Genomic DNA, 24,279 nt, shown 5'->3' with positions numbered 1-24,279 from the left:
CGAGCGAAGCGTGGCGATCTGGGTTAGATTGCCGCGTCGCTGTGCTCTTCGCAATGACAGGATGCGATGCTTCAGAATGACAGCGCGTACTTTAAGCAGTGCAGTTCAAATTGAGCCTTAAGCCGTAATCTGCTAGTCTGTCGACCCATCCTGGCGTGGCTTTCTGCCGTGCCTTCTGATCACGTTTCGACAGGTTATCCATGACACGATATATCTTCGTGACCGGCGGCGTTGTGTCCTCTCTTGGCAAGGGCATCGCCTCCGCCTCGCTTGCGGCGATTTTAGAGGCCCGCGGCCTTAAGGTCACCATGCTCAAGCTCGACCCGTACATCAACGTGGATCCGGGCACCATGAGCCCCTTCCAGCACGGTGAGGTGTTCGTCACAGAAGATGGCGCCGAAACCGATCTTGATCTCGGGCATTACGAGCGCTTTATTCGCACCAAAATGACCCAGCGCAACAACTTTACGACCGGCCGTGTTTACGAGCACGTACTGCGTAAAGAGCGTCGGGGCGACTATCTCGGTGGCACTGTTCAGGTCATTCCACATATCACCGACGAGATTAAAGAGCGCGTTTACGCGGGCGGTGAAGGGTTTGATGTGGCGCTGGTAGAGATCGGCGGCACGGTCGGTGATATCGAATCGCTGCCTTTCCTGGAGTCGATCCGCCAAATTCGTAGTGAGCAGGGCGCCAACCGTGCGCTGTTTATGCACCTGACCCTGGTGCCCTACATCAAAACGGCGGGTGAGACCAAAACCAAACCGACCCAGCACAGCGTTAAAGAGCTGCGTTCCATCGGTATCCAGCCGGATATTCTGATTTGCCGCAGCGAAGTTGAACTGGAAGAGAGCGAGCGCCGCAAAATCGCCCTGTTCACCAACGTCGAAGAGCGTGCCGTGGTACCGCTGCAGGATGCCGATACGATCTATCGCATCCCGCTGATGCTCCATGAACACGGTCTGGACGAGATCGTTTGCGATAAGCTGCGCCTGGAAGCCCCGGAAGCAGATTTATCCGAGTGGGTGAAGGTGCTGGATGCCAAGCTCAATCCGCTCAAATCCGTCAGTATTGCCATGGTCGGTAAGTACATGGAACTGCTGGATGCCTACAAGTCGCTCAACGAAGCGCTGATTCACGCCGGTATCCAGGGTCGCATTAAGGTCAACGTCGACTATATTGACTCCGAAGACATCGAGCGTCACGGCACCGAGCGCTTGGCGGGTAAAGACGCCATTCTGGTGCCCGGCGGCTTCGGCGAGCGCGGCGTAGAAGGCAAGATTATGACCGCTCAATTCGCCCGCGAAAACAACGTGCCATATCTGGGTATTTGCCTGGGTATGCAGGTGGCGGTGATTGAGTTTGCCCGTAATGTGGCAGGCTGGAACGATGCCAACTCTACCGAGTTCACCCACGACACCCAGCACCCGGTAGTAGGTTTGATCACCGAGTGGCTAAGCCCAGAAGGCAAAGTCGAGCTGCGCGATGCAGCGTCTGATTTAGGCGGCACCATGCGCTTAGGTGGCCAGGTATGCCATTTGGCATCGGGAACCAAAGCACGCGAAGCCTACGGCTCGGATGAGATTGTCGAGCGCCACCGTCACCGCTTCGAGGTCAATAACCAGTTTATCGATGAGCTTGAAAAGGCGGGCTTGGTTATCTCAGGCAAGAGCGTCGACCAATCGCTGGTTGAAGTCATCGAGCTGGCGGATCACCCTTGGTACGTAGCCTGCCAGTTCCACCCGGAGTTCACTTCTACTCCCCGTGATGGTCACCCGCTGTTCTCTGGCTTTGTGAACGCCGCCTTGGATTACAAAACAGCGCGCAGTCGCGCCCACGCGAACTCGCAGGAATAAGAGGGCAGAAGCATGGCTTCTCAAGACCGATCTCAAGAGCGTCATATTAACGTTGCCGGCTTAACCGCCGGTAACTCCTTGCCGCTTATGCTGCTGGGTGGCATGAACGTACTAGAGTCGGCCGATCTTGCCGACGAAGTCGCTCAAGCCTACGTCACGGTGACCCAGAAGCTGGGTATGCCCTACGTTTTTAAGGCCAGCTTTGACAAAGCCAATCGCAGTTCGATTCACTCCTACCGCGGCCCAGGTATCGAGAAAGGGCTGCAGATACTGGCCGATATCAAAGCTCGCCACAACGTGCCGATCATCACTGACGTTCACGAGCCTTGGCAGGCGCAAGCAGCCGCTGAAGTCGCTGACATTATCCAACTGCCGGCCTTTTTGGCTCGCCAAACTGATTTGGTGGTCGCCATGGCCAAAACCGGCGCGGTCATCAATATCAAAAAGCCGCAGTTTTTGGCGCCCCATGAAATGCGTCATATCCTCAGCAAGTTCCAGGAAGCGGGTAACGACCAGTTGATGCTCTGCGAGCGCGGCTCAAGCTTTGGTTACAACAATCTGATTGTTGATATGCTGGGCTTTGGTGATATGAAGCAAACCGGCTACCCGGTATTTTTCGATGTGACCCACGCGCTGCAGCGCCCCGGTGGGCGTGCCGATAGTGCTGATGGGCGCCGTGCCCAGGTGGCTGAGTTAGCGCGTGCAGGCGTGGCTGTCGGCCTTGCCGGGCTGTTTTTGGAAGCCCACCCTGACCCAGACAACGCCAAATGCGATGGTCCCTGTGCATTGCCGCTGGATCAATTAGAGCCGTTCTTGACTCAGCTTGCCCAGTTGGATGCGCTGGTCAAAGGGTTTGAGCCGCTAACGATTCGCTAAGCTGTATTTAGCTAATCAGGTCGTTATATTAATAATTTTATCTGACTAACAGGAAAGGATACTGCCATGACCAAAATTGTTGCTATCAGTGCGTTGGAAGTGCTGGATTCCCGTGGTAACCCGACCGTGCAAGCGCAAGTCCGCCTAGCCAGCGGTGCTGTCGGCGAAGCCTGTGCCCCCAGCGGTGCCTCAACCGGCTCCCGGGAAGCGTTAGAGCTGCGTGACGGCGATAAGTCGCGCTACCTGGGCAAAGGCGTGCTGAAAGCAGTCGATGCGGTCAATGGCAAAATTCGTGATGCGCTGATGGGCATGGATGCGCGTGATCAGCGCGGCTTGGACGATGCCATGTTGGCGCTGGACGGCACTGAAAACAAAGCGAATCTGGGGGCGAATGCCATCCTAGCCGTTTCGCTGGCGGCGGCTAAAGCAGCTGCTAACGCCAAAGGCGTACCGCTCTACGCCCACATTGCCGAGCTCTACGGTCAACCTGGCCAGTACAGCATGCCGGTGCCGATGATGAACATCATCAACGGCGGCGAGCACGCGGATAACAACGTCGATATCCAGGAATTTATGGTGCAGCCAGTGGGCGCGCCTAACTTCCGCGAAGGGTTGCGCATGGGCGCGGAAATTTTCCACGCGCTGAAGAAAGTGCTCTCCGCGAAAGGGCTCTCTACATCCGTCGGTGACGAGGGCGGCTTTGCGCCTAACCTGGCGTCTAACGCTGATGCGCTAGCGGTGATTAAACAAGCCGTTGCCGATGCTGGCTATGAGCTGGGTAAAGACGTCACGCTGGCGCTGGATTGTGCTTCGTCTGAGTTTTACAAAGACGGTCAGTACAACCTTTCCGGTGAAGGCAAAAGCTACGACGCACAAGGCTTTACCGATTACCTGGCAGGCCTGTGTGCCGATTACCCGATTGTGTCTATCGAAGACGGCATGGATGAATCGGATTGGGCGGGTTGGAAAGCGCTGACCGATAAGCTGGGCGATAAAGTGCAGCTGGTGGGCGATGACCTATTCGTGACCAATACCAAGATTCTCAAGCGCGGTATCGATGAGCAGATCGGTAACTCTATCCTGATCAAGTTCAACCAGATCGGTTCGCTCTCTGAGACGCTGGACGCGATTAAGATGGCGCAGGATGCTGGCTTTACGGCGGTTATTTCTCACCGCTCCGGTGAAACCGAAGATACCACCATTGCCGATTTGGCGGTGGGTACCTGTGCCGGTCAGATCAAAACGGGCTCACTTTGCCGCTCTGATCGGGTTGCCAAGTACAACCGTTTGCTGGTGATTGAAGCAGAGCTGGGTGATGTGACCTACCCAGGTTTGAAAGCCATTAAAGGGCAGTAAAATGCCAATATCGAGCGAATTTTTAGAGGTGCTTGTAAGAGATGTCTCAAAATTTTGTAAGAGATATCTTACAAATACCGACGAGAATCGCTCAGTTTAGGGTAAGAAATAGCTTACTTTGCCACTAATTAAAATTTAAGTAATTGTTTAATAAGTGGTTTTTTAAAAATGGCGAGTCGCAGCGGCTCGCCCTTTTGTATTTTGGCTTTGTTGAGAAGCGGCCATGATCTGACACAATATACACAGGACAAGGGGAGGCAAGGACGCTTCAGTCAGGATGCAGCGGGATGTAGGTCAGATGCGCCGGGTGATACAGTGAGGTGAGCCCTGGCAAGGACGTCATCTGAGGAGGTTGATCCAGGGAGTGGTCAGAGGAAGTGCTTGGAGCGGGCGGCCTACGGGTCGCCTTTTTTTGCCCGCAATTTGGCAGCACATTTTTGACGATACACTTTTGAAAACACAAAAAAACCAGCGCTGTTTTTAACAACCAGCGCTGGTTTAAAGAGAATTTTTAAAGAGAGCTTTTAAAAAGAGCTATGTGCTGATTTTTAAACCGTCACAGCGTTTAGCGCTCTAGTTTCTCAAGCTTGCCGGGCTTGCCATCCCACTCTTCGGCGTCCGGCAGCGGGTCTTTTCTTTCGGCGATGTTGGGCCATACTTCGGCCATCTCAGCGTTAATCTCGATAAAGGCCTCCTGTCCATCCGGCAGCTCATCCTCGGAGAATATCGCCTCGGCGGGGCACTCGGGCTCACACAGCGCGCAGTCGATACACTCGTCAGGATGAATGACCAGGAAGTTCGGGCCCTCGTAAAAACAGTCGACCGGGCAGACTTCCACACAGTCGGTGTATTTGCACTGGATGCAGTTCTCGGTAACGACAAACGTCATCTTGCTATCCCTCTTGCAGGGCCGGGTAACTCCCAGCCATGGTCAATCGTGAATGGTTATAAATCAGCCGTTTTTTATAAGCTAAAAGTTTGAACGACATTCTAGAGGTGCGCATACCTGGCGGCAAGCGCCATATGGCTTTCCCTCCTGTAAGCACCATTAGATCAGGTCTCGCCACTGATACAATAGTGATAGCGCTTCCCGCGGTGTTAAACCATCCATATCGACGTTTTCCAACGCCTCGACCACCGGATGCGGTGCAGCGGCGAACAGATCGTTTTGCTGCGGTGCGGTTCGCGGCGCCTGCGCTGTGTTATCCACATCGCGCTGCTCCAAACTTATCAGCTTCTCGCGGGCACGTTTAATCACATGGTTGGGCACGCCCGCTAATTGCGCCACCTGCAAACCATAGCTCTGGCTGGCCGGGCCCGCTTCGATGCGGTGCATAAACACAATGCTGTCGCCATGCTCGGTCGCCGTTAGGTGGATATTGGCCACCCCTTCCATATGCTCAGGCAGCGCCGTCATTTCAAAGTAGTGGGTCGCAAACAGCGTTAGCGCGCGTCCTTTTGCCAGATGTTCAGCGCTTGCCCAGGCGAGCGACAGACCGTCAAAGGTACTGGTGCCGCGGCCAATTTCATCCATCAGGATCAAGCTTTGCTGGGTGGCATTGTGGAGAATGTTGGCAGTTTCAGTCATCTCGACCATAAAGGTAGAGCGCCCGCCGGCCAAGTCATCCGATGAGCCAATGCGGGTGAATATTCGATCCAGCGGGCCGATCTCGGCGGCATCGGCGGGCACAAAACTGCCGCAGTGAGCGAGAAGGGCGATGAGCGCCGTCTGACGCATATAGGTCGATTTACCGCCCATGTTGGGGCCGGTAATAATCAGCATGTGCTGGTCAGGATTGAGCGTCACGTCGTTGGGCACAAAGGGTGTCTCGCTCACCTGCTCGACCACCGGATGTCGTCCCGCGTCAATTTGAATCCCGGTGGTTTCGCTGAGTGTTGGACGCACCCAGTTCAGCGCCTCGGCGCGCTCGGCAAAGGCGCACAGTACGTCCAGTTCCGCCAAGGCTTGCGAGGTGCTCTGCAGCGCGTGAAGGCTTGCGTTGAGATCGCCAAGCAGGCGATCGTAGAGCCATTTTTCACGCGTCAACGCGCGAGATTTAGCGGAGAGTGCCTTATCTTCAAACTCTTTGAGCTCGGGGATAATGAACCGCTCGGCATTTTTAAGTGTCTGGCGGCGAATATAGTCGGCGGGCGCCTGCTGGGCTTGTGAACGCGGTAGCTCAATAAAGTAGCCGTGCACCCGGTTGTAGCCCACTTTGAGATTGGCTAGCCCCGTGCGCTCGCGCTCGCGAAGCTCGAGCTGAATAAGATAGTCGCCCGCGTTTTCGGCCATGCCACGGTGCTCATCCAGCTCTGAATCAAAGCCATCGGCAATCACCCCGCCATCGCGGATCACCACCGGCGGATTTTCTACCAGCGCCCGGCTGAGCATATCGGCCATTTCTGGGTAGGGGCGAATATGCGGGCGCAGGTTATCCAGCGCACTGCCGCTCTCAACCTCGCTAAGCTGTTGCTCCAGTTCCGGAAGCGTTACCAGTGCATCCCGCAGCCGTGCCAAATCGCGCGGGCGGGCGCTATACAGCGCCACCCGGGCCAGAATGCGCTCCACGTCGCCCACCGCGTTCAACGTCTCGCGCAGCGGCATATAGGCGGCATCCAGGCTTAGCAGCGCCACACCCGCATGACGGGCCTGGACAATCTCGCGTTGACGCAGTGGCCGATTAAGCCAGCGTTTGAGTAGCCGTGAACCCATGGCGGTGGTACAGGTATCCAGCACGCTGGCCAGGGTGTTGTCGCTGCTGCCGCCCAGGTTGATATCAATTTCCAGATTACGGCGGCTGGCAGCGTCGATCACCACCGCGTCGTCGCGGTTCTCAACGCTGATGGCGGTCACGTGGGGCAGGCGCGAGCGCTGAGTGTCCCGGGCATAATCGATCAATACCCCGGCAGCAATTAGCGCAGAGGTTAAGTGCGCACAGCCAAAGCCACGTAAATCCTGCACTTCGAACTGGTCGCAGAGGCTACGGGTAGCGCTTTCCAAATCAAACAGCCACTCGCCCTGGCGGCGCAGGCTGCGTTTCTGCGACCAGGCCTCGGGTAGCGTTAAGCTTTCGGGTACCAGCAGCTCGGCCGGGGAGAGACGCGTCAGCTCGGCGAGCATTTCGGCTTCGCTGTCTACTTCCAGTACGTTGAAGCGACCACTGGAGAGCTCCAGCCAGGCAAGGCCCCAGCTCTCTTTTCCGGGAGAAACGGACACCAGGACGTTGTCGCGGCGGGCATCGAGCAGCGCTTCATCGTGGAGTGTGCCAGGGGTGACGATACGCACCACTTGGCGCTCAACGGGCCCTTTGCTGGTCGCGGGGTCGCCAATTTGCTCACAAATAGCGACCGACTCGCCGCCAGCGACGAGGCGGGCCAGATAGCCCTCAGCGCTGTGATAGGGGACGCCCGCCATCGGGATAGGCTTGCCGCCTGACTGCCCACGCTGGGTAAGGGTAATATCCAGCAGTGCGGCGGCGCGCTTGGCGTCGTCGAAAAACAGTTCATAAAAATCCCCCATGCGGTAGAACAGCAGTACCTCGGGGTGCTCGCGCTTGATCTTTAAATACTGGGTGATCATTGGCGTGTTGGCGGGAATAGCCTGTGACATGGGCGTCCTGATTGAGCAATTTCTTTGAGAAAGCTAAACGCAGTATTCTACGCTGAACAGACGACTCACTTGAAGGAGCGACCATAGTGCCCAGCGAAACTAGCCTGAAAAATCTTGATTTAACCCTGTTAGCTCAGCGGCTGGGGCGGCTGTGTAAGCAGTTGAATGTGGAAGTGACCGCCGCTGAGTCATGTACGGGGGGAGGCATTGCCAGCGCCATTACCGAGGTGGCGGGTAGCTCTGCTTACTTTACGACGGGCTATGTGACCTATGCGAATGCTGCTAAAACGCGCTTATTGGGGGTGCCTGAGACCACGCTGGCCGAGCACGGTGCTGTCAGCAAGGAGGTCGTCAAAGCCATGGTGCTGGGCGCCTGTAATGAAAGTGGCGCGGGCTTAGCTGTTGCCGTTAGCGGTGTTGCAGGCCCAGAGGGGGGGAGCGCTGAAAAGCCGGTGGGTACGGTTTGGTTGGCCTGGGGAGATGCTGCTGCCCAGGAAGCTGAATGCTTTCACTTTCCAGGTGACCGTCAGTCGGTGCGAGAGCAGGCCGTGCGTCAGGCCTTGGTTGGGCTGGTGGCGCGCCTGAATGAGCGCGAGAAGGCGAGCAAGACGAACCAGCCGTAAGAAAAAGGCGCATATGCAAAAAGGCTGTTGATAAAATAGATGAGAGAAAGCGCGATCAAGGATTTGTTTACGGCGCAATCTTTGGCATACTACTGGCTAATTATACAGCTTGTTATGAGGAATCTCTGAATGGCTCAGGATGACAACCGCACTAAAGCGCTAAACGCTGCACTCACCCAAATCGACCGTCAGTTCGGCAAGGGCACCGTCATGCGTCTAGGCGACGCACCGCGTGTCGTCATGCCGTCGGTTTCCACCGGTTCATTGGGTCTGGATATCGCCCTCGGCATCGGCGGGCTGCCGTTTGGCCGTGTGTGCGAAATCTTTGGCCCGGAATCGTCGGGTAAAACGACCCTGACCCTTTCGGTGATTGCTCAGGCGCAAAAACAGGGCAAAGTGTGTGCCTTCGTCGATGCCGAGCATGCGCTTGACCCCAGCTACGCAGAAAAGCTAGGCGTCAACCTGGATGATCTACTGATTTCCCAGCCGGACACCGGTGAGCAGGCGCTGGAAATTACCGACATGCTGGTACGCTCTGGCGGTGTTGACGTGATTGTTATCGACTCGGTCGCTGCGTTGACCCCGCGCGCTGAAATCGAAGGCGAAATGGGTGATTCCCACGTTGGCCTACAGGCGCGTTTGATGTCTCAGGCACTGCGTAAAATCACCGGTAATATCAAAAACGCCAATTGCTTGGTGATCTTCATCAACCAGATCCGCATGAAGATCGGCGTCATGTTTGGTAGCCCCGAAACCACCACTGGTGGTAACGCGCTGAAGTTCTATGCCAGCGTGCGTCTGGATATTCGTCGTACCGGCTCGGTGAAAGTGGGTGATGAAGTCACCGGTAACGAAACCCGCGTGAAAGTAGTCAAAAACAAGGTAGCACCGCCATTCCGTCAGGCTGAATTCCAGATTCTTTACGGCAAGGGTATCTACCACGCCGGTGAGGTCATCGACCTGGGCGTGCAGTGCAACCTAGTCGACAAAGCCGGTGCCTGGTACAGCTATAAAGGTAAGAAAATCGGTCAAGGTAAAGCCAATTCAGCGCTGTATCTGGAAGAGCACCCGGAAATTATGCTCGAAATCGAAACGCAGATTCGTGAGCAGCTCTTGGCCAAGCCCGATCCTAAAAAGGAGAAGGAAGATGCGCCTGCCGAAGCAGCGGCAGAATTGGATGCGGGTGATGACGATCTGCTGTAAGACGATACGCACTAAGCTAATGCTAGCTAAGATAAGCTGATGGCATTCACCTCCCAGCGTGATGCTACGCCCCGTGATATCGCCATTGGTTTACTGGCTCGGCGCGAATACTCCCGCGCCGAGCTTGCTCAGCGTCTGAAGAAAAAGTCTTTCGACGATGCCGCTATTGATGAGTGCCTGGACGCCTTGGTTGAACAAGGGCTGCAGTCTGACGCGCGCTTTGCGGCCAGTTTCGTGCGCTCGCGCATACTGCGTGGCCAAGGCGTGATTCGTATTAAAGGCGAGTTGCGCCAGCGCGGCATAGACCAGGAAACCCTTGCCACCGCTTTTGAAGAAGTGGAGGGGGGCGAGCAGGTCGACTGGTTTGAGCTAGCCCGGGAAACCCTGGCGCGGCGTTTTGATAGCCCCGGTGAGACCCCCAAAGAGCGCGCTAGGCGTGAACGTTTTCTCGCCAGTCGCGGCTTCGATTTTGAACAAATTCGCTATGCGCTCTCCTGTCTGTAATACGTTTTCCCCAGCCTATACAATACCCCCTCTTACATTTCTAGTAGCGCTCTAATACGCTTGTTCATCCAGTTGTTTACGTGGCTGTTTGCCTTTCTGCCACTAAGTGCGGCTTTAGTCGTTTGACAACTGCGCTATAATGGCTGCTTTGCGACCCCTGAGGGTAGCGGCAACAGCGCCCTGGGACATCACGCTTTCTTGTTACGGATACCCTATGAAAAGCGCAGAGATTAGACAGGCCTTTCTCACCTTCTTCGAAGAGCAGGGGCATACGATTGTACCCACCAGCTCATTAGTGCCGGGCAACGACCCGACGCTGCTGTTTACCAATGCCGGCATGGTGCCGTTTAAAGATGTGTTTCTAGGCCGCGATCCGCGCCCTTACGTGCGCGCCACCTCTGCGCAGCGCTGCGTTCGCGCGGGCGGTAAGCATAATGATTTAGACAACGTCGGCTATACCGCGCGTCACCACACCTTCTTTGAGATGCTGGGTAACTTCAGCTTTGGCGACTACTTCAAGCGCGACGCCATTCGCTTTGCCTGGGTGTTTTTAACCGAAACGCTGGGACTCCCCAAAGACAAGCTGTGGGTAACGGTACACATCAGCGATGATGAAGCTGAGCGCATCTGGAAAGATGAGATCGGCATCGACCCTGAACGCTTCTCCAAGCTGGATGAAGATAACTTCTGGCAGATGGGCGACACCGGCCCCTGTGGTCCCAGTTCGGAAATCTTCTTTGATCACGGCCCTGAGGTTTGGGGTGGCCCACCGGGCAGCCCGGAAGAGGACGGCGACCGCTACATCGAAATCTGGAACCTGGTGTTCATGCAGTTCGATCGCGATGCTGCAGGTACGCTCAATCCACTGCCGAAGCCCTCTATCGATACCGGTATGGGACTCGAACGGGTCGCCGCCGTGATGCAGGGCGTGCACTCCAACTATGAGATCGACCTGTTCCAGAACCTGCTGCAGGCTGCAGCTAAAGCGACCGGACACCCCGATACCGCTACACCCTCACTGCGCGTAATTGCCGACCATATCCGCTCCTGCGCCTTTCTGATTGTCGATGGCGTACTGCCTTCCAACGAGGGGCGCGGCTATGTCCTGCGTCGGATCATTCGCCGCGCAATTCGTCATGGCCATAAGCTGGGCGCGGTAGAGCCGTTCTTCCACAAGCTGGTGGAGGCGCTGGATGCGGAGATGGGCGATGCTTATCCGGAACTGCGTGAAGCGAGCGATCAAATTGCCCGTGTACTGCTGAAAGAAGAAGAGCAGTTCGCACGCACCCTGGATCACGGTATGGGGCTCTTGAATGCAGCACTGGCCGAGCTGGATGGCAAGGTGCTGCCGGGTGAGACGGTATTTAAGCTTTATGACACCTACGGCTTTCCCTTCGACCTTACCGCCGACGTCTGTCGTGAGCGTGGCGTTAGCCTGGACGACGATGGCTTTCAGCAGGCGTTAGAGGCCCAGCGTGAACGCGCACGGGCGGCCAGCCAATTTGGCGCCGACTACAGTGCCTCCATTGAGTTGGAGGGCGAAACTGCCTTTACCGGCTACGACCGCTTGGAAGATCAGGCCAAGGTAACCGCGCTGGTCGACAGCGAGGGCAATCCACTGGCAGCGCTGGAAGCGGGGCAGAAGGGTGTCGTGGTACTAGACCGCACGCCGTTTTACGGCGAGTCAGGCGGCCAGGTGGGCGATACCGGCTACCTATACGTCGACGGCGGCCGTTTCCAGGTCACTGATACCCAAAAGCAGAGCGGTCATCACCTGCACCAGGGCATGATGGTAGAAGGCTCGCTAAGCGTTGGTGCAAGCGTGCGCGGCGAAGTGGATGCCAGTCTACGCACAGCCACCATTCGCAATCACTCAGCCACCCACCTGCTGCACAAAGCGCTGCGCATGGTGCTGGGTGATCACGTACAGCAGAAAGGCTCGCTGGTGAACGCCGAGCGCCTGCGCTTCGACTTTAGCCATTTCGAGCCGATGACCGCTGAGCAACTGGCGGAAGTCGAACGGCTGGTCAATGAGCAGATTCTGGCTAATGCGCCGACCAAGATCGAGCAGATGAGCCTGGACCAAGCCAAGGCCAAGGGCGCAGCAGCGCTGTTTGAGGCCAAATACGCCGAGAACGTGCGCGTGCTGACCATTGGTGCCGACGACTTCTCGATCGAGTTATGCGGTGGTACCCACGTGGCACGCAGCGGTGATATTGGCTGCTGCCATGTGATGAGCGAAGTGGGCATTGCTTCTGGTGTGCGCCGCATCGAAGCGATCACCGGCGAAAATGCGCTGGCTCACTTCCGCGAGCAGGAAGCCCGCCTCGAGCGATTGGGTGAGCGCTTGAAGACCAAGCCTGAACAGGTCGAAGCGCGGGTAGAATCACTGGTTGAGCGCAACCGTAGCCTGGAAAAAGAGCTTGAGCAGCTCAAGGCCAAACTAGCCAGTGCAGCGGGTAGCGATATGCTCAGCCAGGTGCAGGAGGTCAATGGCGTGAAGCTGCTGGCGACGCAGCTGGATGGTGTGTCAGGCAAAGATTTACGCGGCATCCTTGACCAGCTTAAGAACAAGCTAAGCTCTGGAGTGATTATCCTCGGCGTTGCCGACCAGGCGGCGGGCAAAGTGAGTCTGATTGCTGGGGTCACCCAGGATCTGAGCGGCCGAGTGAAAGCCGGTGAGCTGGTGAACCATGTTGCCTCCCAGGTAGGAGGGAAGGGCGGTGGCCGCCCCGACATGGCCCAAGCGGGAGGTAGTCAACCCGACGCCCTGCCGGATGCGTTGAAGAGCGTACCAGCATGGTTGGAAAACGTTCTTAGCTAAACCTCTGGGCCGGTGGCATTATTGTCACCGGCCTTATTATTTATTTAAAACTTGTGACACTTTCACCCTCCATTCCCGAACGCATAGGAAAAAACGGCATATGGCACTATACGTACAGAAGTTCGGCGGCACTTCGGTGGGCTCTGTCGAGCGTATCAAGGCCGTAGCGGAAAAGGTTAAGGGCTTCCGCGATCAAGGCCATCAGGTAGTGGTCGTGGTCTCCGCCATGAGCGGCGAAACCAACCGCCTGACGGACATGGCACAGGCGCTTAACGACGATCCCGCACCGCGCGAGATGGATATGCTGCTATCGACCGGCGAGCAGGTAACTATTTCACTGCTCGCCATGGCGCTTCAGCAAATCGGTGTGCCAGCCACTTCGCACACAGGCGCCCAGGTAGGCATTCATACCGATAGTGCCTATACCAAGGCGCGTATCCAGCGCATTGAAACCGAAGACCTCAAGGCCGATCTGGACGCAGGTCAGGTAGTGGTTGTGGCCGGGTTCCAAGGGGTCGATGAAGACGGCAATATCACCACCCTGGGCCGTGGTGGTTCTGACACCACAGGGGTGGCGCTAGCCGCTGCGCTAGGTGCCGATGAGTGCCAGATTTACACCGATGTTGACGGGGTATACACCACCGACCCTCGCGTCTGCTCCAAAGCCCAGCGCTTAACGAGCATTACCGTGGAAGAGATGCTGGAACTGGCCAGTCTCGGCTCTAAAGTGCTGCAGATCCGCGCGGTAGAGTTTGCCGGAAAGTACAACGTACCCCTGCGGGTGCTGTCGAGCTTTGAAGACGGCCCCGGTACCCTAATTGTTGCAGAAGCCGACCAAGACGAGGACGCTATGGAAGAACCACTGATCTCCGGTATCGCTTTCACCAAAAATGAAGCAAAATTAACCCTGCTGAATACGCCGGACGTGCCGGGTGTGGCATCACGCATTCTTGGGCCCATTGCCGATGCCAATATCGAAGTGGACATGATCGTGCAGAACGTGGCGCCGGCCGGAGACTATACCGACTTTACCTTTACGGTTGCTAAGGGCGATTACAAAGCCACTAAAAAGCTGCTTGAAGAGACGGTGATTCCTGATTTGGGCGGCGGTGAGCTGCGTGGCGACGACAATATTGCTAAGGTCTCTTTAGTGGGTGTCGGTATGCGTTCTCACGCCGGTGTGGCGTCGAAAATGTTCCGTGTGCTAGCTGACGAAAACGTCAATATTCGTATGGTCTCCACCTCTGAGATTAAAATCTCGGTCGTGATTGATGAGAAGCATATGGAGCTTGCTGTTAATGCATTACACAAAGCTTTTGGTTTAGATAAGGCAGATATCGAATCTGAATAACATTAATACCTTAAACCTTCTACGCTGAAGGGGTACTTACTGCCGTGTGGTGGTGAGCTTTCTTTCAACGGGAGGTATAAGGTGTCATGGAGCCGGAGTCATTGGTGACAGGGAACACTATGTCGCATAATGGCATGGTGTTGCCTCCGGCTGACATATCCCGTTGCATAAAACGTCTGAAAAGGAGATCAGCCATGCTCATCCTAACTCGCCGTGTTGGCGAAACGCTGATGATCGGTGATGAAATCACCGTCACCGTGCTAGGTGTGAAAGGCAATCAAGTACGTATTGGCGTAAATGCGCCTAAAGATGTGGCAGTTCATCGTGAAGAGATTTACCAGCGTATTCAGCGTGAACGAAACAGTGAAAATGAAGTGGAATAAGCCTTGCGAGCTCGCATGATGAAACGATGCTTAAAGCGTAAGCTTATATGTAAGATATGGCCGGTGCGAAAAAAATCCGTAGAAGACTAGACACAAGAAGACTAAATCGGTAATATTCGCGCCATGCCGTTGAGGAGAGGTGGCCGAGTGGCTGAAGGCGCTCCCCTGCTAAGGGAGTATAGGGTTTATAGCCCTATCGAGGGTTCGAATCCCTCTCTCTCCGCCAATCGCATGGCCAGTAAGTACTTTTACTTTGTTAAAAAGTGCATGGTCACAAGGTATGCGCCCGTAGCTCAGCTGGATAGAGTACCTGACTACGAATCAGGGGGTCGGAGGTTCGAATCCTCCCGGGCGCGCCAGATTCCAAAACCCGCTCTCTTATTGAGAGCGGGTTTTCTGTTTCCAGTCTGACCGCCAGTTTCTAGCCTGACCGGAAGTCGCTCGCGCCCCGGTCTTGCGATCGTTTGTAGCGCCCCCGCTTTGCGGTAGGGCGCTTTTTTTTTGCTTGTTAAAGGGGGGGCGAAAGAAGGGCTAAGCCATTGCAGCTTGCTGTTCGTCGACAACAAGGCTGTCGAGCAGTTGGTCTAACTCGGTGATGCGCTTTACGCGCTGAAAATTCTGTTCAGCTTCACTGCTGCCTTGACGCATTTGGGCAAGCCACTGCTTTACCAGAGAGACCACGACGCGGTCGGGTAGCTTTTGACGCTGTAGAGCGGCGTATTCTTTGAGCACGTTGGCGCGCATCGCCCAGCTACTCTCAGGTAGCCGCTCGCCGGTTTGCAGCCAGTGGCGAATGCGTGGCGCCAGCCAAGGATCGGCCAGGGCGCTCCGTCCCAGCATCACGTCGCGACACCCTGACAGGGTGCGGGCTTTCCAGTAATCTTCCAGTGTCCAGATATCGCCGTTGGCGACCACGGGGATGCTCATTTGGCGGCGAATTTTGCCGATCCACTCCCAGTGTGCCGGTGGGCGGTAGCCCTCGTCTCGGGTGCGTGCATGAACGACCAACTGTGCTGCTCCGCCCGCTTCGGTGGCTTGGGCGCAGGCCACCGCTAAACGGCGATTAGCGAAGCCCAGACGAATCTTGGCGGTCACCGGGATTTCCCCCTCTAAAGCGTCGTGAACGGCTTTAACCGCCTTATAGACGCGATCAGGCTGGCGTAACAGCGAGGCGCCGCCATCGTGCCGGTTAACCAGTTTGGCAGGGCAGCCGAAATTAAGATCGACGCTCACCGCGCCCAGGCTAAGCGCCAGGCGCGCGTTAGCCGCCAGGGCGACTGGGTCAGAGCCCAGTAACTGTAAATGCACGGGAATGCCGCTTGGTGTGGCCACAGGCGGTTGCACAAGCTCGGGGCAGTGTTTATAAAACACTCTTGGCGGCAGGCGTGCATCGACCACACGTACAAACTCGGTGACCGTCCAGTCGAACCCGGCATGCCGGGTCAGCAGATCACGAGTCAGGGCGTCGATTACCCCTTCCATCGGGGCTAGGCCGATTCTGCCGTTTTGTAGTAAATTAACAACCATGACTTCCACTATCGCGCCATTGCATTCTATTCTGAGTGTGGCAGGTTAGTGCATTCCCCTTACTGCGCCAAGCGCCTTTCACCGTATTGGCGTCATGATGTGCGTAAAAATGGTACTTGAGCTGTGCTTCAAGACACCGGGCTTCAAGGAGATCGCTTTATGCAGGATCTAGAACTATTGCAAGAAGGGCTGGCGTTGATGGCGCTCGGTATGGGCGTAGTGTTTGTTTTTCTTACTGTTTTGGTCATTAGCGTTACGCTGATGTCGAAGCTTGTTGGGCGTTTTCAGCCCGCCCCTGTGGCTGTTAATACGGGCAATAAATCGTCGCCATCTTCGGGTTCCTCTGCGCAAAATGACGAGGTCATGGCGGTGATCAGTGCTGCAGTGCATCGTTATCGCTCAAGCCGGCGTCGTTAACTTTCTCGATTTTTTTCATTTTGGCCCTCTTGTGGCTATTTTTTTGTTATTTTTACTACAAACTTACAACTCTCTACTGTGAGCCATGACAATGAACGAAATAAAACGCCCTCTAGGCATTACTGATGTCGTGCTGCGCGATGCCCATCAATCGCTATTCGCTACACGTATGCGGCTGGACGATATGCTGCCGATCGCCGAAAAACTGGATCGCGTTGGCTATTGGTCGCTGGAAACCTGGGGTGGGGCCACTTATGACGCCTGTATCCGCTATTTGGGCGAAGATCCGTGGGAGCGCATTCGTGCATTAAAAGAGGCTATGCCCAATACACCTCAGGCCATGTTGCTACGTGGTCAGAACCTGCTGGGCTACCGCCACTACGCCGATGACGTTGTCGATAAGTTTGTCGAGCGGGCGAAAACCAACGGCGTTGATGTCTTCCGTGTTTTCGATGCCATGAATGACCCGCGCAATTTAGAGCGCGCCATTCAGGCGGTGCGTAACGTCGAAGGTCACGCCCAGGGCACCATCTCTTACACCGTGAGCCCGGTACATACCCTGGATAGCTGGGTTGATCTCGCCAAAACCATTGCTGGCTTAGGCGCAGATTCATTGGCTATCAAGGATATGGCGGGGCTACTGACGCCCTATACGGCCTTCGATCTGGTCACCCGGCTCAAGAAAGAGCTATCGATTCCGGTGCACCTGCACTGCCACGCCACCACCGGCCTCTCTACCTCAACCATTTTGAAGGCAGTGGAAGCAGGCATTGATAACGTCGATACCTCGATTTCGTCCATGTCGATGACCTACGGTCACAGCCCCACCGAGTCAGTGGTGGCAATGCTGAAAGACACCGGCCGCGATACCGGTCTGGATCTTGAACTGCTGGAAGATATTGCCGGTTACTTCCGCGAAGTACGTAAGAAGTACGCCGCCTTTGAAGGTTCGCTGCGTGGTATTGATTCGCGCATCCTGATTGCTCAGGTACCCGGCGGCATGCTGACCAACATGGAAGGCCAACTGAAAGAGCAGGGCGCGGGCGATAAGCTGGACGACGTGCTCAGCGAGATTCCCCGCGTGCGCGAAGATCTTGGCTTTATTCCGCTGGTGACGCCCACCTCGCAAATCGTCGGCACCCAGGCGGTCATGAACGTGATGATGGGCGAGCGCTACAAGTCGATCTCCAAGGAAGTTCAGGCGCTGCTCAAAGGTGAATATGGTGCTGCCCCAGCACCCTTCAACGCCGAATTGCAAAAGCGCGTCTTGGAAGGCGGCGAGCCGATTACCTGTCGCCCGGCGGATAACCTCTCACCGGAAATGGATAGGCTGGCTGCCGAACTGAAAGAGAAGGCTAGCGCTGAAGGCATTCGCTTGGCCGAAGGCAAGCGCGAAGTAGATGATGTTCTGACCTACGCGCTGTTCCCGCAGATCGGCTTGAAGTTCCTTAAAAACCGCGACAATCCCGACGCCTTTGAACCTGCCCCCCAGGCAACTGACGCAAGTGCTGAAAAGACACCCGCCAAGGTGGAAAGCAAAGCGCCGGTGGCTAGCAGTGGCCCGGAAACCTATACCGTTAAGCTCAACGGTAAAGCCTTCGTGGTGGAAGTGTCTGAAGGTGGTGAACTGGGCGAAGTGCAGGAGCAAACGGCGGCCAGCACTGGCGCCCCCAAAGAGGAAGTGTCTGCACCCACTGGTGAGAGCATTGATGCGCCGCTGGCCGGCAATATCTTCAAGGTTAATGTCCGCCCTGGCGATAAAGTCGCTGAAGGGGATGTGGTGATCATTCTTGAAGCGATGAAAATGGAAACCGAAGTGCGTGCCAGTATCGCAGGCACTGTGTCTAAGGTTAACGTCAGCGAGGGCGACAGCGTAGCCGTAGGCGATGCGCTGATCGAGCTCTAAGGGCCCAGTAATGGATAAATTAGTAACGTTATGGGAAGGCTCTGGGCTATATAACCTTGAGCTTGGCCAAGCCGTCATGATCATGGTGGGGCTACTGCTGCTTTACCTGGCCATTTATAAGAAGTTTGAGCCGCTGCTGCTGGTGCCGATTGGCTTTGGCGGCATTCTGGCCAATATTCCCGAAGCAGGGTTGGCGATTTCAGCGCTAGACCAAGCGATCGAGGTGGCGAAACCCGCAGTGCTACAGCAGATAGCGGCAGCGCTGGGCGCGACGCTGGATCCGTTAGCGAATGCGGAAGCCTGGCGTGAATCGTTAAAAGTGATAGCCCACGATGGCGTCGCACCGGATCAGGTGCGTGCCGCACGTGATATCGCCGTGGGCGTCGGCTATAGCGATGGCATGCTTTACAACTTCTATAAAGTAGCAATTGGTTCAGGTATCGCGCCGCTGATTATCTTTATGGGTGTGGGCGCCATGACCGACTTCGGTCCGCTGCTGGCCAATCCGCGCACGCTGTTTTTAGGTGCGGCCGCTCAGTTTGGTATTTTTGCCACTTTGTTTGGTGCCGTGGCGCTCACCTCGATGGGCATCATGGATTTCTCGCTCAATCAGGCCGCCGCCATTGGTATTATTGGCGGGGCCGATGGGCCGACCTCCATCTACGTCTCCAGCGTGCTGGCGCCGGAGCTGCTGGGTGCTATCGCGGTGGCTGCCTACGCCTATATGGCGTTGGTGCCGCTGATACAGCCGCCCATCATGCGTCTGCTGACCACCGATAAAGAGCGTCAAATCAAGATGACCCAGTTGCGGCCGGTCTCCAAGCTGGAAAAAATCATCTTCCCGCTGATGCTGCTGATTCTGGTCGCGCTGTTTCTGCCCGATGCGGCACCGCTACTCGGTATGTTCTGCTTCGGTAATCTGATGCGTGAGTGTGGCGTAGTCGAGCGCTTGTCGGATACCGCGCAAAACGCCTTGATCAATATCGTCACGATTATCCTGGGACTGTCGGTAGGCTCCAAACTGATGGCCGAGAGTTTCCTGGCATTTGAGACGCTGGGGATATTAGGTCTGGGTATTGTCGCCTTTGGTATCGGCACGGCCGCTGGGGTATTGATGGCCAAGCTGATGAACCTGGTGAGCAAAATGCCCATCAACCCATTGATCGGTGCCGCGGGCGTTTCCGCCGTGCCTATGGCAGCGCGGGTGGCGAATAAGGTGGGGCTGGAGTCCAACCCACATAACTTCCTGCTGATGCATGCCATGGGCCCCAACGTGGCGGGTGTTATTGGGTCGGCAGTCGCGGCCGGGGTAATGATTAAATACCTGGGTTAACTAGTCCTCTGCCATCAACGACATAGGGGTGTCATTGCGAACGCAGTGAAGCAATCTGGGGTTGGTTCTCAGGGTAGGCTTGAGATTGCTTCGTCGCAGGCTCCTCGCAATGGCCGGTGAGTGTCATCGCGAGCGAAGCGCGGCGTTTGCCACCGCAGAACGAGATTGCCGCGTCGCAAGCTCCTCGCAATGACATATGGGGCCCTTTCATCTGCTGCGTTATGCCTTTGGTGCAGAGAGAACCTCAATAGCACTCTTCAAGCGGTTTTCTAGCGGGGCAAGGTCAAGCGGGCAGTCCCGTGGCCAGCCAATGGTCAGGCGAACGCCATCACCATCGTAGTCGGCTTGCTCAATAGGGATGTCGTGCTCTTCGCACCAGGCGCGGGCAATCGCTTCATTGGCAAAAGTAAGGCGCAGGGTGTAGGTGTCGCGCTCAACCACTTCCCGGGTAGCGAGTGTCTCAAGGGCATGGCTAACCGCCTGAGCGTAGGCGCGGGCTAAGCCACCGGTGCCGAGCTTTGTACCGCCAAAATAACGAATGACCACACAGCCAATCTGGCCCAGTTGGCTCCCCTGGAGAACCTGATACATGGGGCGGCCAGCGGTGCCGCCAGGCTCGCCATCATCGGAAAAGCCAATCAGATTTTGCTCGCCGGGTGGCCCGGCAATGTAGGCAGTGCAGTGGTGGCTGGCATTAGGATGCGCGGTTTTCGCCGCATTCAGCAGAGTAGTGAATGCGTTGATATCGGGAGCGTGGCAGATCCAGGTGATAAATTGGCTCTTTTCTACTTCAATGTCAGCCGTATGCCATGACCCTGTGGGTAACTCGGGAACCCGATAGCGCATTAATGCTCCGTAAAGGTAGTCTCACTTTTCACACCCATTACCATGCCGAGTACCTGAATATCCCGGTTGTGCAAAAATAGCGCTGGCTGCAAAGTATCTTCTGGCCATAGCTCTACGCCAAAGCGGCTGATAGAGAGCTGCCTCAAGGCGATCGTTTGCTGGTTTATTTCGGCAACGGCAGTTTCTGTCTGGGTATCGTGTTGATAGCGCCGGATAATAATGACATCGCCATCGAACAAGTTGCAATCACACAGTGCATTGCCACGCACTTTGAGTGCATAGGTATTGCGTCGGGTAATGCTAGGCGCCATTGCGTAAGGGCGCGGTGTCGGTTGTCTACGGCCAAACGTAACGGTAGGTGCTGCCATCGATAGGGTCATCAAAGAATCTCCATTGCATGTTCTTTCATACAGTGGTTTTCATTGTAGACCTGTTTTTGCATACAGTGCCAGAGATAATTGCTCTCACGACATATTGATGAAGATCACGCTGCGACCCAGCGCCGCATTGTGTGAGTGGCGAGAAAGGGGCTTTACGTGTAGAGTTCGACGCGAAATCAATATGCCAGGAGAGACGCTTGAGCCTGTGTCTACAAGCCCGCCAGCTTGCCTGTGAACGCGATGACCGCTGGCTGTTTCAAGGGTTGGATCTGGAGGTTCGCAGCGGTGAAATAGTGCGAATTGAAGGGCCCAATGGTAGTGGTAAAACCAGCCTTCTGAAAATTCTCTCCGGCCAGCTCAGTGACTACCAGGGCGAACTGTTCTGGAATGGCGCTGCGATGAACGAGACACGCGAACATTTTCTCGCGAATCTGCTCTATTTAGGACACGCACCAGGCATTAAAGCAGGGCTTTCACCGTTAGAAAATTTAGCCTGGTACCAGGCCTTAAGCGGGGAAAGTGGTAATGAAGATCAGCGCTTGGAAGCCCTTGAACGGGTTGGGTTGGCAGGCTTTGAAGATGTGCCCGCAGGGCAACTCTCGGCAGGCCAACAGCGCCGTGTTGCCCTGGCGCGCTTAACGTTAACGCCGCGCGCCCTATGGGTACTGGATGAGCCTTTTACCGCGATTGATCGCCACGGCGTCGCTGATCTAGAAAGACAGCTGGTTGCCCACGCTCAGGCGGGGGGCTGCGTGTTAGTAACGACACACCACGAGTTAACCGCTTCACCGTTGCTCAGACGGATATCCCTAGGGTAGAAAGCAGGACTGTCTCAATTGGAAATAGCGGCTTAAATAACGCTCGACAGCGTGGTGCCAGGGGAGGTTGAAGCGAGGGTCTTTTGTCATGGATGACAAAAGTAGCGCCCAGGGAGGGGTTTACAGCGCCCTCGCGGAAACCTCCACTGGGCACCGATGCTTGTATGGTAGAGGAGAAAGGGTTGCACAGCTCTTTACATGGCGCTTCAAATAGCTCTTCACAAAGCTCGGAGACCACCCAACAGGTTTCAGCAGTGCCACTGCGTGAGCATAATGGTGGGTTAATGACCGCAGTGAAGGCCACGCTCGTGCGTGACTTAACGCTATTGCTGAGACGTCGTGGCGAAGTGCTCAATCCACTGGTGTTTTTTGCCCTGGTGATCACGCTGTTCCCGATCGCTATTTCGCCCGATCCTGAGCTGTTAGCGGTGATTGCACCGGGTTTGCTGTGGGTCGCGGCTTTGTTAGCCGCGCTGCTTTCATTAGACAGCCTGTTTCGCAGCGATTATGACGACGGTAGTCTGGAGCAACTGCTATTGGCGCCGCAGCCGTTAGTCGCGCTAAGTTTGGCCAAAGTGGCCGTGCATTGGCTGCTGACAGGCCTACCGTTGGCGCTGATGGCGCCGATATTGGGTATTATGCTGGCGCTGCCGGCGGGCAGCTACGCCGTGCTGGCGCTGTCGCTTGCCCTGGGTACGGCAAGCTTGAGTTTGATTGGCGCCATCGGTGCGGCGTTAACCGTTGGCTTGGCACGGGGTGGAGTGCTGCTCTCGCTACTGGTGCTGCCGTTGTATATCCCGGTGCTCATTTTTGGCGCAGGCGCGGTGCAGGCGGCCATTTTTGGAGAGGGTGTCTCCGCACACCTGGCTATCCTGGGCGCGCTGCTCGCTGCCTCACTCATGTTGGCGCCGTGGGCGATTGCCGCATCGCTGCGTATCAGTATTAACGGTTAAGGACGGGACACGCTATGTGGGCCTTTATACACAAGCTGGGATCACCCAAGTGGTTCTACGGCATTAGTGCCAAATTACAGCCCTGGTTTTGGGCCGCGGCGGCGCTGTTGATCGTCACTGGCTCGCTGTGGGGATTGGCGTTTGCGCCAGCGGATTACCAGCAGGGTAATAGCTTCCGAATTATTTACGTCCATGTGCCGGCGGCCTTTTTGGCTCAGTCTATCTTCATTGCCATGGCGGTTTCCGGCCTGGTGTTTATGGTCTGGAAAATTAAAGTCGCCGATATGGCGGCGGCGGTGATGGCGCCTCTTGGCGCAGCTATGACCTTTGTCGCGCTGTTTTCCGGTGCCGTATGGGGTGTGCCCACTTGGGGCACCTGGTGGATGTGGGATGCACGGCTAACGTCAATGCTGATCTTGCTGTTTTTGTACTTGGGCGTAATTGCTCTGCGTGGGGCTTTTACCAGCCGCGATAGCGCCTCACGGGCAGCCTCGGTGCTGGCCATGGTGGGGGTGATCAATATTCCCATCATCAAATACTCGGTGGACTGGTGGTACACCCTGCACCAGCCCGCTTCATTTACGCTGACCTCGCGCCCGGCCATGCCTACTGAAATGTGGCTGCCTCTGGTCATTATGGTGCTGGGTTTTTACTGCTTTTTCATTGCCTTAACGCTGATGCGCACACGCAGTGAAATTTTGCGCCGCGAAGCTAACAAACGCTGGGTACAGGAATTGGTGACCGGCCAAGTGGTGAAAGTACCGGCAGAGGAGGCTCGCTAATGGCGTTTGACTCATTTTCCGAATTTCTCGCCATGGGTGGTCACGCGCCTTATGTGTGGTCTGCCTGGGGCGTGACAGCGCTACTGCTGCTCGCCACCGTATGGCATGCGCGTGCTGAACAGCGCCAATTGATTAAAGGCTTGAAACGCCGTGCAAGACGCGCAAACAGCGCAAGGGGAAACGCCCAATGACGCCTAAACGTAAACAGAAACTCTTTATTATCCTGGGCCTTGTGTCGCTGGCCGCGATTGCCGTGGGGCTGACCCTGTACGCGCTGCGCGCTAACATCAATCTGTTTTTCAGCCCGGTACAGATCGCCCAGGGCGACGCGCCCATGGAGCGGCAGATTCGCGCCGGTGGCATGGTAAAAGAGGGTTCTGTATCCCGTGACCCTGAGAGCCTGGACGTCGAGTTTGTCGTCACCGATTACGTTGATGACCTGGAGGTCTACTACAGCGGCATCCTGCCCGACTTGTTCCGCGAAGGCCAAGGCGTGGTGGTGATCGGAGAGCTTCAGGCCGATGGTCGTTTGTACGCCGATAAAGTGCTTGCGCGCCACGATGAGAACTATATGCCCCCTGAAGTCGCCCAGGCACTTGAAGAGGCGGGCTATTCGCCAGCCGACTACCAGGCCAAAGCCGCGGAAGTGGGTAAACGCCTGGACGAAGAAGGCGTACCCCAAGCAAGCGAATACTAAGACCCACCGTTTAACCGCCTTGCCTTACCGCCAG

General features: G+C 56.0%; 22 protein-coding genes and 2 tRNA genes. 19 read left to right on the top strand and 5 right to left on the bottom strand.

Annotation, left to right across the window (positions count from 1 at the left end; genetic code table 11):
• The first annotated feature begins 200 nt into the window (after positions 1-200).
• The 3 genes from HALA3H3_RS03780 (at position 201) to eno (ending at position 4,088) form a co-directional block, all read left to right on the top strand.
• Positions 201-1,856, top strand: a complete 1,656-nt coding sequence (locus tag HALA3H3_RS03780; RefSeq protein WP_022519971.1) for a CTP synthase — start codon at positions 201-203, stop codon at positions 1,854-1,856.
• Positions 1,857-1,868: 12 nt separating this feature from the next.
• Positions 1,869-2,732: a 3-deoxy-8-phosphooctulonate synthase gene (gene kdsA / locus HALA3H3_RS03775; protein ID WP_022519970.1), complete on the top strand. Its 864-nt coding sequence runs from the start codon at positions 1,869-1,871 to the stop codon at positions 2,730-2,732.
• A gap of 66 nt (positions 2,733-2,798) precedes the next feature.
• Entirely contained in the window at positions 2,799-4,088 is a 1,290-nt protein-coding gene (eno, locus tag HALA3H3_RS03770; RefSeq protein ID WP_022519969.1) for a phosphopyruvate hydratase, read from the top strand.
• A gap of 565 nt (positions 4,089-4,653) precedes the next feature.
• On the opposite strand, the gene fdxA is transcribed toward eno, so the two are convergent.
• Positions 4,654-4,977, bottom strand: a complete 324-nt coding sequence (gene fdxA, locus HALA3H3_RS03765) for a ferredoxin FdxA (RefSeq protein WP_007111508.1) — start codon at positions 4,975-4,977, stop codon at positions 4,654-4,656.
• A gap of 159 nt (positions 4,978-5,136) precedes the next feature.
• Entirely contained in the window at positions 5,137-7,698 is a 2,562-nt protein-coding gene (mutS, locus tag HALA3H3_RS03760) for a DNA mismatch repair protein MutS (protein WP_022519968.1), read from the bottom strand.
• 83 nt (positions 7,699-7,781) lie between these two features.
• Between mutS and HALA3H3_RS03755 the strand changes: the two genes are divergently transcribed.
• The 8 genes from HALA3H3_RS03755 (at position 7,782) to HALA3H3_RS03720 (ending at position 14,945) form a co-directional block, all read left to right on the top strand.
• On the top strand, positions 7,782-8,321 hold the full coding sequence (locus HALA3H3_RS03755; RefSeq protein WP_035538996.1) for a CinA family protein: 540 nt from the start codon (positions 7,782-7,784) through the stop codon (positions 8,319-8,321).
• A 129-nt stretch (positions 8,322-8,450) separates the two neighbouring features.
• Positions 8,451-9,524 (top strand): recombinase RecA, encoded by a 1,074-nt coding sequence (recA, locus tag HALA3H3_RS03750; RefSeq protein ID WP_009286780.1) that lies wholly within the window; start codon positions 8,451-8,453, stop codon positions 9,522-9,524.
• A gap of 39 nt (positions 9,525-9,563) precedes the next feature.
• Positions 9,564-10,028: a regulatory protein RecX gene (locus tag HALA3H3_RS03745; RefSeq protein ID WP_022519966.1), complete on the top strand. Its 465-nt coding sequence runs from the start codon at positions 9,564-9,566 to the stop codon at positions 10,026-10,028.
• A 214-nt stretch (positions 10,029-10,242) separates the two neighbouring features.
• Positions 10,243-12,852: an alanine--tRNA ligase gene (gene alaS / locus HALA3H3_RS03740; protein WP_022519965.1), complete on the top strand. Its 2,610-nt coding sequence runs from the start codon at positions 10,243-10,245 to the stop codon at positions 12,850-12,852.
• Between the two features lie 100 nt (positions 12,853-12,952).
• A complete protein-coding gene (locus HALA3H3_RS03735) occupies positions 12,953-14,203 on the top strand; it encodes an aspartate kinase (protein ID WP_009286781.1) in 1,251 nt (416 codons plus the stop codon).
• Between the two features lie 194 nt (positions 14,204-14,397).
• Positions 14,398-14,586: a carbon storage regulator CsrA gene (csrA, locus tag HALA3H3_RS03730; RefSeq protein ID WP_007111501.1), complete on the top strand. Its 189-nt coding sequence runs from the start codon at positions 14,398-14,400 to the stop codon at positions 14,584-14,586.
• Positions 14,587-14,719: 133 nt separating this feature from the next.
• Positions 14,720-14,812 (top strand) — tRNA-Ser (locus HALA3H3_RS03725).
• Positions 14,813-14,868: 56 nt separating this feature from the next.
• A tRNA-Arg gene (locus tag HALA3H3_RS03720) sits at positions 14,869-14,945 on the top strand.
• 172 nt (positions 14,946-15,117) lie between these two features.
• Here HALA3H3_RS03720 and HALA3H3_RS03715 read toward each other — a convergent pair.
• Positions 15,118-16,113 (bottom strand): tRNA dihydrouridine synthase, encoded by a 996-nt coding sequence (locus HALA3H3_RS03715; RefSeq protein WP_022519964.1) that lies wholly within the window; start codon positions 16,111-16,113, stop codon positions 15,118-15,120.
• A gap of 159 nt (positions 16,114-16,272) precedes the next feature.
• Here HALA3H3_RS03715 and HALA3H3_RS03710 point away from each other — a divergent pair, with 159 nt between their 5' ends.
• The 3 genes from HALA3H3_RS03710 to HALA3H3_RS03700 all read left to right on the top strand — a co-directional run bounded on the left by HALA3H3_RS03710 (position 16,273) and on the right by HALA3H3_RS03700 (position 19,769).
• Positions 16,273-16,530, top strand: coding sequence for an OadG family protein (locus tag HALA3H3_RS03710; RefSeq protein WP_022519963.1), 258 nt, complete (start codon positions 16,273-16,275; stop codon positions 16,528-16,530).
• A gap of 91 nt (positions 16,531-16,621) precedes the next feature.
• Positions 16,622-18,436 (top strand): sodium-extruding oxaloacetate decarboxylase subunit alpha, encoded by a 1,815-nt coding sequence (gene oadA / locus HALA3H3_RS03705; RefSeq protein WP_022519962.1) that lies wholly within the window; start codon positions 16,622-16,624, stop codon positions 18,434-18,436.
• A 10-nt stretch (positions 18,437-18,446) separates the two neighbouring features.
• Positions 18,447-19,769: a sodium ion-translocating decarboxylase subunit beta gene (locus tag HALA3H3_RS03700; protein ID WP_022519961.1), complete on the top strand. Its 1,323-nt coding sequence runs from the start codon at positions 18,447-18,449 to the stop codon at positions 19,767-19,769.
• Positions 19,770-19,988: 219 nt separating this feature from the next.
• Here HALA3H3_RS03700 and HALA3H3_RS03695 read toward each other — a convergent pair whose 3' ends face one another.
• Positions 19,989-20,615, bottom strand: coding sequence for an IMPACT family protein (locus HALA3H3_RS03695; protein ID WP_022519960.1), 627 nt, complete (start codon positions 20,613-20,615; stop codon positions 19,989-19,991).
• Entirely contained in the window at positions 20,615-20,995 is a 381-nt protein-coding gene (locus HALA3H3_RS03690; RefSeq protein WP_022519959.1) for a LexA family protein, read from the bottom strand. The genes HALA3H3_RS03695 and HALA3H3_RS03690 overlap by 1 nt, the downstream gene beginning before the upstream one ends.
• 197 nt (positions 20,996-21,192) lie before the next feature.
• Between HALA3H3_RS03690 and ccmA the strand changes: the two genes are divergently transcribed.
• The 5 genes from ccmA to ccmE all read left to right on the top strand — a co-directional run bounded on the left by ccmA (position 21,193) and on the right by ccmE (position 24,245).
• Positions 21,193-21,813 carry a cytochrome c biogenesis heme-transporting ATPase CcmA gene (gene ccmA / locus HALA3H3_RS03685; protein WP_022519958.1) on the top strand — a complete coding sequence of 207 codons (621 nt, stop codon included), beginning with the start codon at positions 21,193-21,195 and terminating at the stop codon, positions 21,811-21,813.
• Positions 21,814-22,097: 284 nt separating this feature from the next.
• Positions 22,098-22,766 (top strand): heme exporter protein CcmB, encoded by a 669-nt coding sequence (gene ccmB / locus HALA3H3_RS03680; protein WP_223828158.1) that lies wholly within the window; start codon positions 22,098-22,100, stop codon positions 22,764-22,766.
• Positions 22,767-22,780: 14 nt separating this feature from the next.
• Positions 22,781-23,548 carry a heme ABC transporter permease gene (locus HALA3H3_RS03675; protein ID WP_009286787.1) on the top strand — a complete coding sequence of 256 codons (768 nt, stop codon included), beginning with the start codon at positions 22,781-22,783 and terminating at the stop codon, positions 23,546-23,548.
• A complete protein-coding gene (gene ccmD / locus HALA3H3_RS03670; protein WP_022519956.1) occupies positions 23,548-23,739 on the top strand; it encodes a heme exporter protein CcmD in 192 nt (63 codons plus the stop codon). Before HALA3H3_RS03675 ends, ccmD begins: the two co-directional genes overlap by 1 nt.
• On the top strand, positions 23,736-24,245 hold the full coding sequence (gene ccmE / locus HALA3H3_RS03665) for a cytochrome c maturation protein CcmE (RefSeq protein ID WP_022519955.1): 510 nt from the start codon (positions 23,736-23,738) through the stop codon (positions 24,243-24,245). The genes ccmD and ccmE overlap by 4 nt, the downstream gene beginning before the upstream one ends.
• The last annotated feature ends 34 nt before the right edge of the window (positions 24,246-24,279 follow it).

The sequence above is a fragment of the Halomonas sp. A3H3 genome, from assembly GCF_000982975.1.
In the GTDB taxonomy this organism is placed as follows: domain Bacteria; phylum Pseudomonadota; class Gammaproteobacteria; order Pseudomonadales; family Halomonadaceae; genus Vreelandella; species Vreelandella titanicae.
The sequence above is the reverse complement of the archived record's forward strand: the minus strand, read 5'-3'. Positions and strand labels throughout refer to the sequence as shown.

Bases quoted from the DNA above. Each gene is read 5' to 3' on its own strand.
- HALA3H3_RS03700 (WP_022519961.1), top strand. From the start codon at position 18,447: ATGGATAAATTAGTAACGTTATGGGAAGGCTCTGGGCTATATAACCTT.
- kdsA (WP_022519970.1), top strand. From the start codon at position 1,869: ATGGCTTCTCAAGACCGATCTCAAGAGCGTCATATTAACGTTGCCGGC.
- eno (WP_022519969.1), top strand. From the start codon at position 2,799: ATGACCAAAATTGTTGCTATCAGTGCGTTGGAAGTGCTGGATTCCCGT.
- alaS (WP_022519965.1), top strand. From the start codon at position 10,243: ATGAAAAGCGCAGAGATTAGACAGGCCTTTCTCACCTTCTTCGAAGAG.
- ccmE (WP_022519955.1), top strand. From the start codon at position 23,736: ATGACGCCTAAACGTAAACAGAAACTCTTTATTATCCTGGGCCTTGTG.
- HALA3H3_RS03715 (WP_022519964.1), bottom strand. From the start codon at position 16,113: ATGGTTGTTAATTTACTACAAAACGGCAGAATCGGCCTAGCCCCGATG.
- HALA3H3_RS03780 (WP_022519971.1), top strand. From the start codon at position 201: ATGACACGATATATCTTCGTGACCGGCGGCGTTGTGTCCTCTCTTGGC.
- ccmB (WP_223828158.1), top strand. From the start codon at position 22,098: ATGACCGCAGTGAAGGCCACGCTCGTGCGTGACTTAACGCTATTGCTG.
- recA (WP_009286780.1), top strand. From the start codon at position 8,451: ATGGCTCAGGATGACAACCGCACTAAAGCGCTAAACGCTGCACTCACC.
- oadA (WP_022519962.1), top strand. From the start codon at position 16,622: ATGAACGAAATAAAACGCCCTCTAGGCATTACTGATGTCGTGCTGCGC.
- fdxA (WP_007111508.1), bottom strand. From the start codon at position 4,977: ATGACGTTTGTCGTTACCGAGAACTGCATCCAGTGCAAATACACCGAC.
- HALA3H3_RS03695 (WP_022519960.1), bottom strand. From the start codon at position 20,615: ATGCGCTATCGGGTTCCCGAGTTACCCACAGGGTCATGGCATACGGCT.
- HALA3H3_RS03675 (WP_009286787.1), top strand. From the start codon at position 22,781: ATGTGGGCCTTTATACACAAGCTGGGATCACCCAAGTGGTTCTACGGC.
- HALA3H3_RS03690 (WP_022519959.1), bottom strand. From the start codon at position 20,995: ATGACCCTATCGATGGCAGCACCTACCGTTACGTTTGGCCGTAGACAA.
- HALA3H3_RS03735 (WP_009286781.1), top strand. From the start codon at position 12,953: ATGGCACTATACGTACAGAAGTTCGGCGGCACTTCGGTGGGCTCTGTC.
- mutS (WP_022519968.1), bottom strand. From the start codon at position 7,698: ATGTCACAGGCTATTCCCGCCAACACGCCAATGATCACCCAGTATTTA.
- ccmD (WP_022519956.1), top strand. From the start codon at position 23,548: ATGGCGTTTGACTCATTTTCCGAATTTCTCGCCATGGGTGGTCACGCG.
- HALA3H3_RS03745 (WP_022519966.1), top strand. From the start codon at position 9,564: ATGGCATTCACCTCCCAGCGTGATGCTACGCCCCGTGATATCGCCATT.
- csrA (WP_007111501.1), top strand. From the start codon at position 14,398: ATGCTCATCCTAACTCGCCGTGTTGGCGAAACGCTGATGATCGGTGAT.
- HALA3H3_RS03710 (WP_022519963.1), top strand. From the start codon at position 16,273: ATGCAGGATCTAGAACTATTGCAAGAAGGGCTGGCGTTGATGGCGCTC.